The sequence below is a fragment of the Stenotrophomonas sp. RS-48 genome (genome assembly GCF_030053245.1).
GTDB lineage: Bacteria > Pseudomonadota > Gammaproteobacteria > Xanthomonadales > Xanthomonadaceae > Stenotrophomonas > Stenotrophomonas maltophilia_P.
On the sequence record NZ_JASGBV010000124.1, the window covers coordinates 1 to 15,718 of the forward strand.

A 15,718-nucleotide genomic window follows, 5' to 3' on the forward strand; every position below is an offset into this window, starting at 1 on the left:
GGTGCCTTCGGAGCCGGCGGCGGCGACAGGGGCTTCGGGGCCGCCGGCGGTGCGGGAGGCGCCGGCGGCACCGGCGCTGCGACCAGTCGCATGGGTGCCACACCCACCACCAGCACCACGGCCGTCAGGGCAACCGCGAGCACGCGCGGGCAGGCCTTGCGCGGCTGCAGCGAAAGCAGCCGGCGCTTGAGGCTGGTCGTGTCCGGCGCGGCACTGGCCACGCCCAGGTGCGGCTGCGGTGCAACGCCCAGCTGCAGCAGCAGACGCCCGTACGCGTGGCGACTGGCCCCATGCTGGCCCACCACCGCCTCATCCACCGCTTCTTCCCGGGCCTGGGCGTACTCACGCACCGACAGCCGCAGCAGCGGGTGGAAGAAGAACAGGTGCTGCGCCAGTGCCGGCAACAATCCCCACTGCAGGTCACGGCGCTGCAGGTGCTGCAGTTCATGGGTCAATGCCAGGTCCAGCGCGTCGCCCTGCAGTGCAGTGGCGCCGGCCGGCAGCAGCAGCACCGGGCGCAGCGGCCCGACCAGCTGCGGCGCATCGATCTGTGCGCTCATCCACAGGCGCGGCGGGCGGCGAAGTCCATGCGCGTCGGCGGCCAGGTGCAGCGCCTGCACCAGCGCCGCGTCCTCGCAGGGATACGCGGCGGCCAGCAGCGCGCGGCAACGCCGCCACTCCGCCAGGGTGCGCCAGGCCATCAGCAGGACACCGGAGGCCCACAGCGCGGCCAGTGCAAGCGCCCACCACGCTGTTGCGGGTGTCGCCACGACCTCTGCCGGCATCGTGGCCAGCAGCTGCGCGGAGCCTTCCGCAGACAGCGGATAGACCACATCGGCGGCGATATCGGTAGCGGTCATCGCCACCGACGGCGACGCGGGCAACCAGGGCAGCTGCACCGGCTGGCTCCACACCAGGCCGAGCACGGCCTGCAACGAAACCAGCCACCACAACCGACAACGCGTGGCGGCCGACAGCGACGGCATCAGCCGGCACACGGCATACACCAGCGCCACCAGCAGCACGGTCTGCAGGCTGGTCCAGCCCAGCCGTTCCAGCATCGGGATCAGCATCGTGGTGTCCATGGCTCAGCCCTCGTGGCGACGCGATTGGAGTTGGGCGACCAGCGCTTCCAGCTCGGCCAGCTCGTTGTCGCTGACCTGCTGGCGCTGCGAAAGATAGGCCACGAACGGCGACACCGAGCCCTGCAGGGTGTTGTCGACGAACTGGGCCACCGCACCCTGCAGCACGCTGTCAGGGCCACGGGTGGCCTGGTAGCGGTACAGGCCTTCGTGCTGCCGTCGCTGCAGGTACCCCTTGGTGCGCAGCCGCTCCATCATCGTCAGCACGGTGGAACGGGCCAGCCCGCGCGCCTCGCCATAGCCGCTGGCGACCTCGCCGACACTGGCCGGCGCATGTTCATCGATGTACTGCAGCAGGGCCAGCTCCTGGTCCCCGATGGTTTTGCCGCGCATGACAGGCTCCCTTGACTACACGTGTCGTCACTGTCGGCGTGACGACACGTGTAGTCAACCCCCCGGAAGTCATGGGCCGACGAACGGTAGGGGGCAAGCGCAGCATCCCCGTCTCCTCTCCGTGCACGGCGTTTCCTGGCGCCCCCTTCCGCCGGGCGCGTGCATCCCGGTCGGGCAGGCCGATCCGATAGAGTTGGCCCTGGCGACGAGCCTTCTCTTCTCCATCTTCAGGAATCGCATGCATGCGTACTCCGGTTGGCCGCTGGCTGCGGCGGCCTTCAACAGCCTCCTTCCTTGCGGCGTGCCTGTCCGCCGCTCTGCCCGCGCATGCTGCAGACGCAGGCAATGCACTTTCCAGTGGCCGCGCACTGCTGGAGCGAATCACAGGCAACGAGGAGGGGCGTGAGTGCAGCGACGCACTGTGCCGCGCTCGCGCGGTGTCCTGGGCCCAGGGTTACATCGCGGCAATCGCCGACGGCAGCGCCGGGCAATGGTGTGGACGAGCCACGGTCCTGCCCCATGAGCTTGTGGATCGCGTGTACAGCCACCTGAAGGCGCTTCCGCGCGCCCGCCTCGAGGAAGACGCATCGACGCTGACGCGGGAAGCGCTGGTTCACTCTTTCCCGTGTTCCCATGCGGCTCCATCGAGCAACAGCAGACCTGCCCAGGAGTGATGATGCCCCGATCCTTGATCAGTGCGTTCGCATTGCTTGTGCTGCACATTCCCGCCTCACATGCGTGGGAGTGCGAGACGGATCCTGCGAAGTTCAGGTTCACATCGGACTCGCCTTCCACGTTCAACCTGGGTGAGCGGGAGGAAGTGGACAGGGCCTACGCCGCCCTGGCCAAGCACCTGCAACCGCTGCAGGGCTATCGGGCACCGCGGATCTTCTATTCAAAGGGCTTCAGCGCGATCCGGGAACATGACTGCAAGGCAGGAAAGTGCACCGCCATGGAGGTGCTGGAAGGCCTCCAGGAATGCGGCGCAGGCGGAATGAGCAGGCAGGATGCCTGTTACCCGTTGGCAGTCGTGCATGAAGGCAGGCTCTATTGCCTTCTGTACCCTGGCCAGAAGGACTTCGATCCTTCCAGGCCGTTTACACCCTATGTGCCCTTCAACAATAGCTGATACGCGGGATCAGTCCCGCAGATCCTGCAGCTGATCGCGCGGGAAGAAGTCCGGATCATCCTGTCCATCCAGCATTGCCTCGACCCGTTCGTCGAACTCGCGGGCGGCGGCAGCGGAGGCGTCGGGCCCCAGGAATGCGGAGTGTCCGTTTCCCGCAAGCCCAAGCGCGGCGACCGTTCTCCGCTCGCCGTCCTCGCCCCACAGATAGTCGTGGACAACGACCAGGCCGGCATCGTCCGTGGACAGGAACTCGGCTGCGCTGCGCCCCAGGGCCAGAAAGAACAGGATGTCGTAGAGACTCTCCGAATAGGTCAAAGACCCGGCAACGAAGTGTCTTCCCTGACGGTCATAGGCCGCAATCCTGATGTTCTCCGCCTCTGCCGATCCCAGCACGAACTCCAGTGCCGCGCGGTTGTCCCGATGGCGCGCCAACATCGCGTTGCAGTCTGAAATGAGTGTCTGCAGACCCGGCGCATCCGGGTCGGAAAGATCCCCGCCTCCGGGAAGACTCCACTGCCCGCCGATGGAGCGCCAGTCCGACCAGCGGGACACGTCCGGCGGTGCTGCCGCAAGCCACCGCGCAAGATCTGCGCGTGACATGCTCAATCTGAGAAAAGCCGAGTACGGTTCGGACATCGCCGCCCTTCCTCCTGGGCATGGGTCTGCGTTGCGTGCAGCGGACAGACTGTAGCAAGTCCGGCAGCAGGCATCCTCCGTTCGCTGTCAGTATCGGCATCAACGCAGTCAGGGTGGACTGCCGGCTCCGCTGGAATGTCCTCCCTCCCGGAAAGTCGCAACGGCGGCATCTAAACCCTCCTGCTGCCTGCTGCATCCCATCCGCACATCCCGCCGGGAATAACCCATGTTCCGCCCATCGCTCCCCCTTCTGCTCCTGCTGCTTGCTGCTCTGCCCCTCTCGCCGGCGTCAGCCAGCCCGGAGCCGGCGAACGAACAGGCTCGCCGCCTGATCCGCCAGACATTGCAGGACGAGCGCATTCCGGGCCTGCAGATCGCAGTGGTCAAGGACGGCCAGATCGTGCTGTCCGAAGCGTTCGGCCTGGCCAACGTGGAAAACGGCGTGCCCGCCACACGCAGCACGCGATTCCCGTTGAACTCCGCCACCAAGGCCTTTACCGGCGTCGCCGCCGCACAGCTGGCACAGCAGGGCCGGCTGGATCTGGATGCACCGCTGTCGCGCTATCTGGATGCACTTCCGGCCGCCTGGCAGACCGTGCGCGTACGTCAGCTGCTGGCCCACACCTCCGGCCTGCCGGACATCCTTGACGAGCGCGGGCTGCTGGGCGGAGGCACCGAGGCACAGGCCTGGCAGGCCGTGACCGCACAGCCGATGGATGCAGCACCTGGCCAGCGTTTCGCCTACAACCAGACCAACTATCTGCTCCTGGCGCGGATCATCGCGCGGCAGTCGGGCGTGCCCTACGACCGCTTCCTGGCCAGCCGGCAGTTCGGCGCCGCCGGCATGGAACGCACCACCTTCGGCGACAGTTACGACCTGATCCCCGACGCCGCCACGATGTACAGCCTGGCCCCGCGCGCGACCGAAGCCGCCGATACTCCGCCACGGCTGTCGCACTGGTTCTACGACGTGCCGCCCAGCCTGTGGTCCGGCGGCGGCATCCTTACCACCGCCGATGACACCGCGCGCTGGCTGGTCGCACTGCTGGACGGGCGACTGCTGCGCGAGGACGGGCGCACACGGATGTGGACCGCCGAGCCGCTGGCCGATGGCAGGGCGGGCCCGTGGTCTGCCGGCTGGCCGGTACTGCAGGGCGCGCCGGACCGCCAGGTCGCCGGCATCGGTGGCGCGCGCTCGGCCTTCATCGTCTACCCTGACCGCGGCATCGCCGTGGTGGTGCTCACCAACCTGGTCGGCGCCAACCCGCAGCGCTTCATTCCGCGCATCGCCGATCTGTATGCGCCCCCGGTCAGCCCCGCGGGCCGCCCATCACCGGCAGGATCACCCCGCTGATGTAGCTGGCGCAGGCCGGTGACGCCAGGAACACATAGGCCGGAGACAGCTCCTCCGGCTGTGCCGGGCGCCCCATGTCACTGTCCTTGCCGAACTCGGCCACGTCGGGGGCCTGCTTGTCCGCAGGATTGAGCGGCGTCCACACCGGGCCGGGGGCCACGCAGTTGACCCGGATGCCACGCGGCAGCAGCTGGCTGGCCAAGGCTTTGGTGAAGGCGTGGATCGCCCCCTTGGTCGCCGAATAGTCGATCAGCGCCTTGCTGCCGAAGAGGCCGGTTTCCGAACCCGTGTTGATGATGCTGGCGCCCTCGCCTAGGTAGGGCAGCACGGCCCGTGCCATCTGCACGTAGCCGCCGATATTGGTCTGCAGCGTCTCCTGCAGATGCTCGTCTTCCAGGTCCTCCAGGCGTTCGCAGTGCAGCTGGAAGGCGGCGTTGTTGACCAGGATGTCGACGCCCCCGAAGGCCTTGGCGACCTGCTTCACCGCCTTGTTGCAGAAACGCGGATCGCGCACGTCGCCCGCAATCACCACGCAGCGTCCGCCCTCGCTCTCCACATGCTGGCGGGTGATCTCGGCATCCTCGGCCTCATCAAGGTGCAGCACCGCCACGTCCGCCCCCTCGCGCGCGAACAGGACAGCGACGGCGCGTCCGATCCCGGAATCGCCGCCGGTGACGATCGCGCGCATGCCCTGCAGCTTGCCGCTGCCGACGTAGTCCGGTGCCAGGAAGCGCGGGGCCAGGTCCAGTTCGTGCTCATGTCCCGGCTTGGCCAGGTGCTGGGCGGGCAGGGTCTCCGGCTGGCGTCGCGTGCCCGCCTGGGTTGCCTTCTTCCTGGTCGCCTTCTTCGCCGCACGCGCATCCTTGGCCTTTTCCTGGTCCTGCAGGCGTCGCTGCCGGGCCGCAACCCGGGCGGCACGTGGATCACCGGCGGCGGCCTTGCGGGTTGCCGTCTTCACCACGCGGGGGCGTTCGGCCGCTGCTGCGGTGCTGCCCTCGGCAGCCGCCTTCGTACCTTTGCGTACTTTGGGCGACGCCTTGCGGCGGGCGGGAACCTTCTTGCTCGTAGCCATGCGGTCTCCTTCAGGTGTGGGGAATCGGGTGGGTTCAGGCGCGATCGGCCACGCCCTGTACGCCGGCGTGGCCAGCGCAGTGCGCACAGCAGAAGATCTGCCCGTTGCCTTCGACGCCGTGGCCGATCACGGTGCAGTTGCAGTGCGCACAGCGTGGCGCGAAGGCGTGGATCGCGCATTCGAACGAGTCGAACGTGCCGCTGCGCCCGCCCTGCTGCAGGGTGAAACTCTTGTCGTAGTCGTTGCCGCATACATCACAGGTGGCCATGTCATACCTCCGTGGCGTGCCAGTACATGCAGTGTGGCCATCGCCGCGGTCGGCTACGGTGAATACACCGTGTCCCGCATGTGCACGCCGTTCATGCCGCCACCACGCCGCGCGCGGCACGCTGGCGTCCTCATCACCATGGAGCAGGATCATGATCCGCGCATTCAGCGTAGCCGCACTGACCTTTGCCGTCGCCGCATGCAGCAGCACGCCAATCGCACAGGTTCAACCGATCGACGGCGTGATTTCCGGCCAGTGCCACAGCGACATGGTGCGCGGCGCCGTCGGTCTGGCAGCGTCGGCGGCCACCGTTGAACGTGCACGCGTGGACAGCGACAGCCTGCACGTGCAGGTGCTGCGCCACGACGGTCCGCGTGTTCCGCCCGCCAGCGAAGGCGGTGATCGCCTGACCATCGAGAAGGGACGCACCAACAACATCACCGCGATCTACTGCGGCTGAGCCGGCGTGCCCGCCGCAGTACGCGCAGCGTGGCCTGTTCCCACTGCCGCGGGCCGCGCAGGCCGGCAAGCGCGGTGAGTTCGCCGCGCTCCCAGCCGGCGAACACACAGGGATCGATGTATGCCCTGCGGCACACCGCAGGGGTGTTGCCCAGACGCGCGGCAACCTGGCAGACCACCTCGCGCTGTGCTGCGGCCAGTGCGCGCTGGCTGGCGGGCTCGGGCAGCGCGGTGGCAGCCAGTGCCTGCACCGCCGCCACCGTGCCGCCCCAGGTACGGAAATCCTTGGCGGTGAAGTCCTCACCCATCACATCGCGCAGGTACTCGTTCACTGCGCCGGAATCGACCGGCTGCACCTGGCCATCATCGTCGCGGTACTGGAACAACGACTGCCCCGGCAGCTGCTGCAACCGTCGCACCATCTGGCCCAGGCGGCGGTCACCCACCGTCACCTCCTGCAATTGGCCGGACTTGCCCCGGAACCGCATGCGTACCCGCCCCCCGCGAAGCAGCTCGAGGTGGCGGTTGCGCAGGGTGGTCAGCCCGAACGAGCGGTTCTCGCGGGCATAGGTCTCATGGCCGATCCGTACCAGCGTATCGGCCAGCAGCGCCACCACCACGGCCAGCACCTTGGTCCGCGGAAATCCGGACTGCCGCAGGTCGCGTGCCAGCCGCCGCCGCAGCGTGGGCAGTGCCTCGCCGAACGCAATGATCCGATCGAACTTGCCGGCATCGCGCACCTTCGCCCAGTCGGCGTGATAACGGTACTGCTTGCGGCCACGCGCATCGCGGCCGGTCGCCTGCAGGTGGCCGTTGGCATGCGCACAGATCCATACCGCGGTGTAAGCCGGGGGAATGGCCAATGCGCGGATACGCTGCAGCGTGGCCGCATCGCGCACTGCGTGGCCGTCAGCATCACGGTAACGGAAGCCTTTGCCTGCACGCAGCCGGGTGAAGCCCGGTTGGGTGTCATCAACGTAGCGCAGGCCGGCCGCGCGCGCCGCCGCGCGCTCGGGTGTGGGGGACGTGGGCATGCCAGCAGTGTGGCGATCGACATGACGCGGCCGCGTCAATAACGCAAGACAAACACGTGAGGATGGGTTCGCAGCTATGCTCCGGCTTTCACAGTCCCTTCCGGAGTCATGATGTCGTTCCCGATTCGCGCCCGTTCGCTCTCCGCCCTGCTGCTGCCGGCCGTGCTGGCCTTGTCCGCCTGCCAGGCGCCGGCGCTGGATGAACAGGATTCGGCCACGGCCCACGCCCAGCAGGCCGCCGAAGCCGCCAAGGCACCGGCCGATGAAGCCGGCAAGGCCACCGAGGCACCGCCGGTGGGCACCTGCGACGCCAGCCAGGTGCAGAGCCTGGTCGGCCAGGCCTACACCGATGCGCTGGGCAAGCAGGCCCAGGAAGATGCCGGTGCTCAGCAGGTGCGCGTGCTGCACCCCAATGACGCGACCACGATGGAGTTCCTGGGCGACCGGCTGAACATCGAAGTGGACGCCAAGGACGTGGTCAGCGGCGTCCGCTGCGGCTGATCCCGGCCCGCGCCGGCGGATCACCGCCGGCGCTTTCCGTTGCACCTGCAACCGTGTATTGCGGCGCTGCAGCAACCTGTGCTTTATTCGAGGCATCCGGTGGCCTCACGATGCGCTCCAGGGATTGGGCGGGCTTGAGTGTCCCCGCTCATTTCATTCCGCATCGAGGTAGAGATGGCCCCCCGCAACCGCCAAGGGCTTTACGACCCGCGCTCCGAGCGCGATGCCTGTGGATTCGGCATGGTCGCGCAGCTCGACGACCAGCCGTCGCGCCTGCTGGTGGATACCGCCATCGCCGCGCTTTCGCGGATGACCCATCGCGGCGGCGTCGCCGCTGACGGGCTCACCGGTGATGGCTGCGGGCTGCTGCTGCGTCGCCCCGATGCATTCCTGAAACTGCTGGCCAGCGAAGCGGGCATCACCGTGGCCACCCGCTTTGCGGCGGGCCTGGTGTTCCTTCCGCACGACGCCGACGCCGCGCAGGCCTGCCGGACGCAGCTGCAGGTGCAACTTGAAGCGGTAGGCTGCCGCGTGGCGGGCTGGCGCGAGGTTCCCATCGACGACAGTGTCTGCGGCCAGCTCGCGCGCGATACGCTGCCGCGCATCGAGCAGGTGTTCGTCGATGCCGGTGTCGGCCAGGACGGCACCGGCTTCGCCCTGGCGCTGTACCTCGCACGCCGTCGCAGCGAACAGCAGCTGCGCGACCATGGCGATTTCTACGTCACCACGCTCACCCCGGATGCGATCAGCTACAAGGGCATGGTCCTGCCGGACAAACTCAGCCGCTTCTATCCGGACCTGCAGCGGCGCGAGCTGGCCTCCAGCGCGATCGTGTTCCACCAGCGCTTCTCCACCAACACGCTGCCGCGCTGGCCGCTGGCGCATCCGTTCCGCCTGCTCGCGCACAACGGCGAGATCAACACCATCGAGGGCAACCGTCGCTGGGCGCAGGCGCGCAGCAAGGTGTGGAAGACACCGCGCTTCGACATCGCCGAGTTCGATCCGGTGATCTCCATGCATGGCTCGGACTCGCAGAGCCTGGACAACATGCTGGAACTGATGGTCGCCGGCGGCATGGAATTGATCCAGGCGCTGCGCATCCTGGTGCCACCGGCGACGCAGTCGCTGGAGTTCAAGGATCCGGATCTGGCCGCGTTCTACGAGTTCCATGGCCTCAACAGCGAGCCCTGGGACGGCCCGGCCGGCATCGTCGCCTGCGACAGCCGCTATGCGGTGTGTACGCTGGACCGCAACGGCCTGCGCCCGGCGCGCTGGATGCTGACCGCCGACCGCCACTTCCTGGTCGCCTCCGAAGCGGGCGTGTGGGAAGTGCCGACCGAGCGCGTGGTACGCAAGGGCAAGCTCGGCCCCGGTGAAATGGTGGCCATCGATCTCAAGCGCGGCGACCTGCTCGATTCGGACGCGGTGGACCGCATCAACCGCGGCCGCGCACCGTACAAGCAGTGGCTGCAGCAGGGCGTGACCTACCTGCAGACCGAACTGATCGATCCTTCGCTGGTGGAGGAGCCCTTCGACGAGGGCACCCTGCGCAGTTACCACAAGCTGTACCAGCTCAGCAGCGAGGAGGTGGAGCAGGTGCTGCGGCCGCTGGCCGAGACCGAGCAGGAAGCCACCGGCTCGATGGGCGATGACACGCCGATGGCGGTACTGAGCCAGCGCAGCCGGCCGCTGTACGACTACTTCCGGCAGGCATTCGCGCAGGTCACCAATCCGCCGATCGATCCGCTGCGCGAAGACTGCGCCATGTCCCTGTCCACCCAGCTCGGCAAGGAGACCAACATCTTCCATGCTGGCCCGGAGACGGTGAACCACGTCATCCTCAACTCGCCGGTACTCAGCCAACGCAAGCTGCGCCAGCTGCTGAAGATGGACCAGTACCTGCAGGCCAACCGCCTGCTCGACCTGTCCTACAGCGAGGAAGAAGGGCTGCGCAACGGCATCGAGCGCATCTGTGCGGAGGCCGAACGCGCCGCACGCGAAGGCATGGTGATGCTGCTGCTGTCCGACCGCTATCCGGTGGCCGGGCGACCGATGGTGCACGCCCTGCTGGCCACCAGTGCGGTGCATCATCACCTCTCGCGGCTGGGGCTGCGCTGCGACGTCAACCTGATCGTCGAGACCGGCACTGCGCGCGACCCGCACCATATGGCCTGCCTGCTCGGCTTCGGGGCCACTGCGGTGTACCCGTATCTTGCCTACCAGACCCTGTTCGACCTCGGCCGGCGCGGCATCCTCAAGCTCAGCAAGGGCGGTGAGCAGTCGCAGATCGGCCGCCGCTACCGCAAGGGCGTCTACAAGGGCCTGTCGAAAATCATCTCGAAGATGGGCATCTGTACCGTGGCCAGCTACCGCGGCGCGCAGCTGTTCGAGATCATCGGCCTGGAGCCGGAAGTGGTCGCGCTGTGCTTCCCCGACACCGCCTCGCGCATCGGCGGCGCCGGCTTCGCGCGGCTGGATGCCGATGCGCGCGAACTGTGCGCGCAGGCCTGGGATGCACAGCAGGATGTCGATGTCGGCGGCCTGCTGAAGTACGTGCACGGCGGCGAGTACCACATGTACAACCCCGACGTGGTCACCACCCTGCAGCGCGCGGCGCGCAGTGGTGATGCCCGCGCCTGGCAGCAGTACTGCGATGCCGTGCATGCCCGGCCGCCATCGGCGTTGCGTGACCTGCTTCAGCTGGTGCCGGCGCCGGCACCCACGCCGCTGGACGAGGTGGCGCCGGCCAGCGAACTGTTCCCGCGCTTCGATACCGCTGCGATCAGCCTCGGCGCGCTGTCGCCGGAAGCACATGAGGCGCTGGCCATCGCGATGAACCGCCTCGGCGGCCGCAGCAATTCCGGCGAAGGTGGCGAAGACCCGGCCCGCTACGGCACCCCACGGCGCAGCAAGATCAAGCAGGTGGCGTCGGGTCGCTTCGGTGTCACCGCCGAGTATCTGGTCAATGCCGAGGTGCTGCAGATCAAGGTCGCGCAGGGCGCCAAGCCCGGCGAAGGCGGCCAGCTGCCGGGGCACAAGGTCAACGAGCTGATCGCCCGCCTGCGCTACGCGCGGCCGGGCATCGGCCTGATCTCGCCGCCACCGCACCACGACATCTATTCCATCGAGGACCTGGCGCAGCTCATCTACGATCTCAAGCAGGTCAACCCGACCGCGCTGGTATCGGTGAAGCTGGTCAGCCATGCCGGCGTCGGCACCATCGCCGCCGGCGTGGTCAAGGCCGGCGCGGACCTGATCACCATCTCCGGCCACGACGGCGGCACCGGTGCCTCGCCGGTCAGCTCGATCCGCTACGCCGGTGTGCCGTGGGAGCTGGGCGTGGCCGAAGCGCACCAGGCGCTGCTGGCCAACGACCTGCGCGGGCGCACCCTGCTGCAGACCGATGGTGGCCTGAAGACCGGCCTGGACGTGGTCAAGGCCGCGCTGCTGGGTGCGGACAGCTTCGGCTTCGGCACCGCGCCGATGATCGTGCTGGGCTGCAAGTACCTGCGCATCTGCCACCTCAACAACTGCGCCACCGGCGTGGCCACCCAGGACGAACGCCTGCGCGAGAACCACTTCACCGGCCAGCCCGAGCGCGTGGAGAATTTCTTCCGCCTGCTGGCCGAGGAAGTGCGTGGCTGGCTGTCGTACCTGGGCGCGCGTTCGCTGGAGGAGATCGTCGGCCGCACCGACCTGCTGCGGCAGATCGAGGCTGCACCGCGCGACGGCGTGCGCGTGGACCTGTCGCGCCTGCTGGCAGATGCGCGCTACGAAGGCAGCCACTGCGCGGCGCAGCGCCTGTACGAATCGCCGGACAGCCTGGCCACGCAGATGGATGGCCTGCTGGCGGACGCGATCGAACAGCGCAGGGGGGGCGAACATCGCTTCCTGATCCACAACACCGATCGCAGCATCGGCACCCGCCTGGCCGGCGCGGTGGCGCGCGCGCACGGCAACCAGGGCATGGCCGACGCCCCCCTGGAGCTGCGCTTCCGTGGCAGCGCCGGCCAGAGCTTCGGCGCCTTCAATGTCGGCGGCCTGCATCTGGAAGTGGAGGGCGAAGCCAACGACTACGTCGGCAAAGGCATGGCCGGCGGCCGCCTGGTGGTACGTCCGCCGCGCGGCGCGCGGTTCGAGGCGCGCAGCACTGCGATCATCGGCAACACCTGCCTGTATGGCGCCACCGGTGGCGAGCTGTTCGCCGCCGGACGTGCCGGCGAGCGCTTCGCGGTCCGCAATTCCGGTGCACTCGCGGTCGTGGAAGGCGCCGGGGACCACTGCTGCGAGTACATGACCGACGGCGTGGTGCTGGTGCTGGGCAAGGTCGGCCTGAACTTCGGTGCCGGCTTCACCGGGGGGTTGGCCTACGTGCTGGATGTGGACCGCGACTTCGTGGACCGCTACAACCACGAGCTGATCGATATCCATCGCGTGTCCGCCGAAGGCTTCGAGAACTACCGCCAGCACCTGCACCGCCTGATCGGCCGCCATCGCGAACTGACCGGCAGCATCTGGGCGCAGCAGATCCTGGACGAGTTCCGCGATTACATCGGCAAGTTCTGGCTGGTCAAACCGAAGGCCGCCAGCATCGAATCGCTGACCGAGACCCTTCGACGCGCGGCGTAAGCGCCTCCGGCGCGCCGCCCGCAACCGGCGCGCGCCTGCTCCCTCACCGCAGTAGTGCCGGCCTCTGGTCGGCCATCGAAATCACAGAGCCCGCCATGAGCCGCAAGCACGCCTTCCAGTTCCTCGATCTGCCCCGCACCATGCCGCAGCGCATTCCGGTTGAACTGCGCACCTCCGGCGACTGGGGCGAGCTGTACGGAAAGTTCGGCAAGGAGGATGCGCAGTACCAGGCCGGGCGCTGCCTGGACTGCGGCAACCCCTACTGCAGCTGGAAATGCCCGGTACACAACGCCATTCCACAGTGGCTGCAGCTGGTGCAGGAGAACCGCATCCACGAGGCCGCCACGCTGTGCCACAGCACCAACCCGCTGCCGGAAGTGTGCGGCCGGGTCTGCCCGCAGGATCGCCTGTGCGAAGGCAGCTGCACCCTGGAGGAATTCGGTGCGGTGACCATCGGTGCGGTGGAGAAGTACATCGTCGATACCGCACTCGCCAGTGGCTGGCGTCCGGACCTGGGTGCCGTGCAGCCCACCGGCCACAGCGTGGCGGTGATCGGTGCCGGTCCGGCGGGTCTGGCCTGTGCCGATCGCCTGGCCCGGGCCGGCGTCACCGCCGTGGTGTACGACCGCTACGAACAGATCGGCGGCCTGCTGCAGTTCGGCATCCCCAGCTTCAAGCTGGACAAGGACGTCATCCATCGTCGCCGCGAGGTGCTCGAAGGGATGGGCGTGCAGTTCCGTCTGGGCGTGGAGATTGGCCGCGACATCAGCGTGCAGCAGCTGCTGGACAGCCACGACGCGGTGTTCGTCGGCACCGGGGCCTACCGCTACACCGACGGCGGCCTGCCGGGCCAGGACCTGAAGGGGGTGCTGCCGGCCCTGCCGTTCCTGGTGCAGAACAGCCGCATCGTCGGCGGCGATGACCCGCAGGGTCGACCGATCGCCGGCTGGGAGGACCAGATCGCCCTGCCCGACCTCAACGGCAAGCGCGTGGTCGTGCTCGGCGGCGGCGACACCGGCATGGACTGCGTGCGCAGCGCGGTGCGGCTCGGCGCAGCCAAGGTCACCTGCGCGTACCGTCGCGACGAGGCCAACATGCCCGGCAGCGCGCGTGAAGTCGCCAATGCGCGCGAGGAAGGCGTGCGCTTCCTGTTCAACCGGCAGCCGCTGTCGATCGAGGCCGGCGCCGACGACGAAGCGATCGGCGTGACCGTGGTTGAAACCCGGTTGGGTGAGGCCGACGCCCAAGGACGCCGCAACGCGGTGCCGATCGAGGGCAGCGAGTCGCTGCTGGAGGCGGACGTGGTCATCATCGCCTTCGGTTTCGCGCCGAGCGTTCCGGCCTGGCTGGCCGAACACGGTGTGCAGGGCCAGGCGAACGGTCGCATCGTTGCCGGCGGCAAGGACCGGCTGCCCTTCCAGACCGCGCATCCGCGCCTGTTCGCCGGCGGTGATGCGGTACGCGGCGCCGACCTGGTGGTAACCGCTGTGGCTGAAGGCCGCGACGCCGCTGCCAGCATCGTCCGTCTACTGTCCAACTGAGCCGGGTTCCATTGCCGGCAGTACGTCGGCCAGCGTCGCGCGCAACCCCTGGGTGTCGACCGGCTTGGCCAGGAACCGGTCGATGCCGGCGGCACGACAGGCCTCGCGCGTGCTCTCCAGCACGCTGGCCGTCAGCGCGATGATCGGCACCCGTGCACGCGAAGGGCAGGGGTCTTCGCGGATCGCACGCGCCAGCGCGAACCCGTCCATGCCGGGCATGTGGCAATCGGTAACGACAACATCGAAGCCCTGCGCCCGCCATGCCGCCAGCGCCTGCAGGCCATCGGCAGTGGCGTGCACCTGCAGGCCCAGCTCGCGCAGCCGCTGCACCAGCAGTTGCAGGTTGGTCGGGTGGTCCTCGGCCACCAGCACCCGTGCCGCAGGCAGTCGCGCGACCACCTCGGCCATGGCCGGCACCGCCTCCAGTGGCGCCAGGCAGCTGGCGAACTCCAGGTCGAACCAGATGCGCGTGCCCTTGCCCGGCGAGCTTTGCAGCTGCAGCTCGCCGCCCATCGAGGCCACCAGGTCCCGGCAGATGGCCAGGCCCAGGCCGCTGCCGCCGAACCGGCGCCCCGTCGACGGCTCGGCCTGGATGTAATCGGCGAACACGGCCTGCTGCCGCTCGGGACTGATGCCTACACCACTGTCGCTCACCTGCAGGCGCAGGCATTGTCCTGCCGCCTGCGTCCGCAGCACCCGCAGCCGCAGTTCCACACCTCCGTGCAGGGTGAACTTCAGTGCGTTGCCCACCAGGTTGAACAGGACCTGGCGCACGCGCAGGCCATCGGCCAGCAGCCACCGCTGCAGCGCAGGATCAAGCACGCACCGCAGGTGCAACGCACGGCTGGCCGCCACCGGTGCCAGCAGCTGCTGCACGGCCGTGGCCAGCGCACCCATGTCGGTGGCACGCAGCTGCAACGGCAGCGCCTGCAACCGATGACTGTCGAGCACATCATCGAGAATCTGCCGCAGCATCTGCGCGGCCACATCGACGGTGGACAGGACCTGCCGCTGGCACGGGTCCAGGGGGCTGTCCGCCAGGCATTCGAGCATGCCCAGCAGCGTGCTCATCGGTGTGCGGATCTGGTGGCTCATGGTGGCCAGGAAGTGCGTCTTCGCCGCTGCAGTCTCTTCGGCCTGATGGCGTGCCCCGGCCAGGGCACGGGTGCGTGCCTGCGCCTGGCTGACGTCCATCCAGTAGCCACTCCACTCGATGTCGTCGCTCTCGCCCGGCAACGGCCTGCCATGCGAACGGATCCAGCGCCAGCCATGGGGACCCAGCGTGCGGAAGGTGATGTCGATCGGCGCACGGGCCCGCGCTGCGGCTTCCAGGTGATCCAGCACCGGCTTGCGATCGTCGACATGCACCGCCGCCATGAGCCGGCGATGGTCCAGCCGCACACTGTCCAGACTCATGCCGAACAGCGACTGCACGTCGCCGGCGACCAGCGGCAGGCTGTAGTCGCCCTCGCCGCTGCGGCGCGCCCGGTAGACCACCGCAGGCAGGTTGGCGGTCACTTCCTGCAGCCGCTGTTCCAGCGCGCGGCGCTGGCTGCTTTCGCGATGCAGCCTCCAGTAGCCGAAGGCATATACCAGGATCAGCGCCAGCGCGACCAGCAG

The 15,718-nt window shown here is 68.4% G+C and carries 14 protein-coding genes; 7 read left to right on the forward strand and 7 right to left on the reverse strand.

The window, feature by feature from the left end; translation table 11 throughout:
* On the reverse strand, positions 1–1,085 hold a 1,085-nt coding region (locus tag QMZ25_RS18305), incomplete at its 3' end, for a M56 family metallopeptidase (protein WP_283220083.1).
* A gap of 3 nt (positions 1,086–1,088) precedes the next feature.
* Positions 1,089–1,475, reverse strand: a complete 387-nt coding sequence (locus QMZ25_RS18310) for a BlaI/MecI/CopY family transcriptional regulator (RefSeq protein WP_053515971.1) — start codon at positions 1,473–1,475, stop codon at positions 1,089–1,091.
* A gap of 242 nt (positions 1,476–1,717) precedes the next feature.
* Here QMZ25_RS18310 and QMZ25_RS18315 point away from each other — a divergent pair, with 242 nt between their 5' ends.
* Both QMZ25_RS18315 and QMZ25_RS18320 read left to right on the forward strand, forming a co-directional pair.
* Positions 1,718–2,149 (forward strand): Rap1a/Tai family immunity protein, encoded by a 432-nt coding sequence (locus QMZ25_RS18315; protein ID WP_283220084.1) that lies wholly within the window; start codon positions 1,718–1,720, stop codon positions 2,147–2,149.
* 2 nt (positions 2,150–2,151) lie between these two features.
* Positions 2,152–2,604: a hypothetical protein gene (locus QMZ25_RS18320; RefSeq protein ID WP_128987667.1), complete on the forward strand. Its 453-nt coding sequence runs from the start codon at positions 2,152–2,154 to the stop codon at positions 2,602–2,604.
* Between the two features lie 9 nt (positions 2,605–2,613).
* Here the strand turns inward: QMZ25_RS18320 and QMZ25_RS18325 are convergent, their stop codons facing one another.
* Positions 2,614–3,240: a hypothetical protein gene (locus tag QMZ25_RS18325; protein ID WP_283220085.1), complete on the reverse strand. Its 627-nt coding sequence runs from the start codon at positions 3,238–3,240 to the stop codon at positions 2,614–2,616.
* A gap of 256 nt (positions 3,241–3,496) precedes the next feature.
* On the opposite strand from QMZ25_RS18325, the gene QMZ25_RS18330 reads away from it, so the two are divergent.
* On the forward strand, positions 3,497–4,594 hold the full coding sequence (locus QMZ25_RS18330; protein ID WP_283220088.1) for a serine hydrolase domain-containing protein: 1,098 nt from the start codon (positions 3,497–3,499) through the stop codon (positions 4,592–4,594).
* Here the strand turns inward: QMZ25_RS18330 and QMZ25_RS18335 are convergent.
* Together QMZ25_RS18335 and QMZ25_RS18340 are read right to left on the reverse strand one after the other, a co-directional pair.
* On the reverse strand, positions 4,551–5,666 hold the full coding sequence (locus QMZ25_RS18335) for an SDR family oxidoreductase (RefSeq protein ID WP_180876156.1): 1,116 nt from the start codon (positions 5,664–5,666) through the stop codon (positions 4,551–4,553). The two genes, QMZ25_RS18330 and QMZ25_RS18335, sit on opposite strands and share 44 nt — an antisense overlap.
* Positions 5,667–5,700: 34 nt before the next feature.
* Positions 5,701–5,934 (reverse strand): hypothetical protein, encoded by a 234-nt coding sequence (locus QMZ25_RS18340; RefSeq protein WP_053516095.1) that lies wholly within the window; start codon positions 5,932–5,934, stop codon positions 5,701–5,703.
* A 151-nt stretch (positions 5,935–6,085) separates the two neighbouring features.
* Here QMZ25_RS18340 and QMZ25_RS18345 point away from each other — a divergent pair, with 151 nt between their 5' ends.
* Entirely contained in the window at positions 6,086–6,394 is a 309-nt protein-coding gene (locus tag QMZ25_RS18345; RefSeq protein ID WP_128987665.1) for a hypothetical protein, read from the forward strand.
* Here QMZ25_RS18345 and QMZ25_RS18350 read toward each other — a convergent pair.
* Positions 6,372–7,427 (reverse strand): DNA topoisomerase IB, encoded by a 1,056-nt coding sequence (locus QMZ25_RS18350; protein ID WP_283220086.1) that lies wholly within the window; start codon positions 7,425–7,427, stop codon positions 6,372–6,374. The genes QMZ25_RS18345 and QMZ25_RS18350 overlap by 23 nt on opposite strands.
* Positions 7,428–7,538: 111 nt before the next feature.
* Between QMZ25_RS18350 and QMZ25_RS18355 the strand changes: the two genes are divergently transcribed.
* The 3 genes from QMZ25_RS18355 (at position 7,539) to QMZ25_RS18365 (ending at position 14,098) form a co-directional block, all read left to right on the forward strand.
* On the forward strand, positions 7,539–7,928 hold the full coding sequence (locus QMZ25_RS18355) for an I78 family peptidase inhibitor (RefSeq protein WP_053515984.1): 390 nt from the start codon (positions 7,539–7,541) through the stop codon (positions 7,926–7,928).
* 174 nt (positions 7,929–8,102) lie between these two features.
* Positions 8,103–12,557: a glutamate synthase large subunit gene (gene gltB, locus QMZ25_RS18360; protein WP_065174109.1), complete on the forward strand. Its 4,455-nt coding sequence runs from the start codon at positions 8,103–8,105 to the stop codon at positions 12,555–12,557.
* A 95-nt stretch (positions 12,558–12,652) separates the two neighbouring features.
* Positions 12,653–14,098 (forward strand): FAD-dependent oxidoreductase, encoded by a 1,446-nt coding sequence (locus QMZ25_RS18365; RefSeq protein WP_164151515.1) that lies wholly within the window; start codon positions 12,653–12,655, stop codon positions 14,096–14,098.
* Here the strand turns inward: QMZ25_RS18365 and QMZ25_RS18370 are convergent.
* On the reverse strand, positions 14,084–15,718 hold a 1,635-nt coding region (locus tag QMZ25_RS18370), incomplete at its 5' end, for a PAS domain-containing hybrid sensor histidine kinase/response regulator (RefSeq protein WP_283220087.1). The genes QMZ25_RS18365 and QMZ25_RS18370 overlap by 15 nt on opposite strands.

Excerpts from the sequence above, each read along its gene's own strand:
- QMZ25_RS18320 (WP_128987667.1), top strand. The coding sequence starts at position 2,152 with ATGCCCCGATCCTTGATCAGTGCGTTCGCATTGCTTGTGCTGCACATT.
- QMZ25_RS18315 (WP_283220084.1), top strand. The coding sequence starts at position 1,718 with ATGCGTACTCCGGTTGGCCGCTGGCTGCGGCGGCCTTCAACAGCCTCC.
- QMZ25_RS18365 (WP_164151515.1), top strand. The coding sequence starts at position 12,653 with ATGAGCCGCAAGCACGCCTTCCAGTTCCTCGATCTGCCCCGCACCATG.
- QMZ25_RS18310 (WP_053515971.1), bottom strand. The coding sequence starts at position 1,475 with ATGCGCGGCAAAACCATCGGGGACCAGGAGCTGGCCCTGCTGCAGTAC.
- QMZ25_RS18340 (WP_053516095.1), bottom strand. The coding sequence starts at position 5,934 with ATGGCCACCTGTGATGTATGCGGCAACGACTACGACAAGAGTTTCACC.
- QMZ25_RS18325 (WP_283220085.1), bottom strand. The coding sequence starts at position 3,240 with ATGTCCGAACCGTACTCGGCTTTTCTCAGATTGAGCATGTCACGCGCA.
- gltB (WP_065174109.1), top strand. The coding sequence starts at position 8,103 with ATGGCCCCCCGCAACCGCCAAGGGCTTTACGACCCGCGCTCCGAGCGC.
- QMZ25_RS18355 (WP_053515984.1), top strand. The coding sequence starts at position 7,539 with ATGTCGTTCCCGATTCGCGCCCGTTCGCTCTCCGCCCTGCTGCTGCCG.
- QMZ25_RS18350 (WP_283220086.1), bottom strand. The coding sequence starts at position 7,427 with ATGCCCACGTCCCCCACACCCGAGCGCGCGGCGGCGCGCGCGGCCGGC.
- QMZ25_RS18345 (WP_128987665.1), top strand. The coding sequence starts at position 6,086 with ATGATCCGCGCATTCAGCGTAGCCGCACTGACCTTTGCCGTCGCCGCA.
- QMZ25_RS18335 (WP_180876156.1), bottom strand. The coding sequence starts at position 5,666 with ATGGCTACGAGCAAGAAGGTTCCCGCCCGCCGCAAGGCGTCGCCCAAA.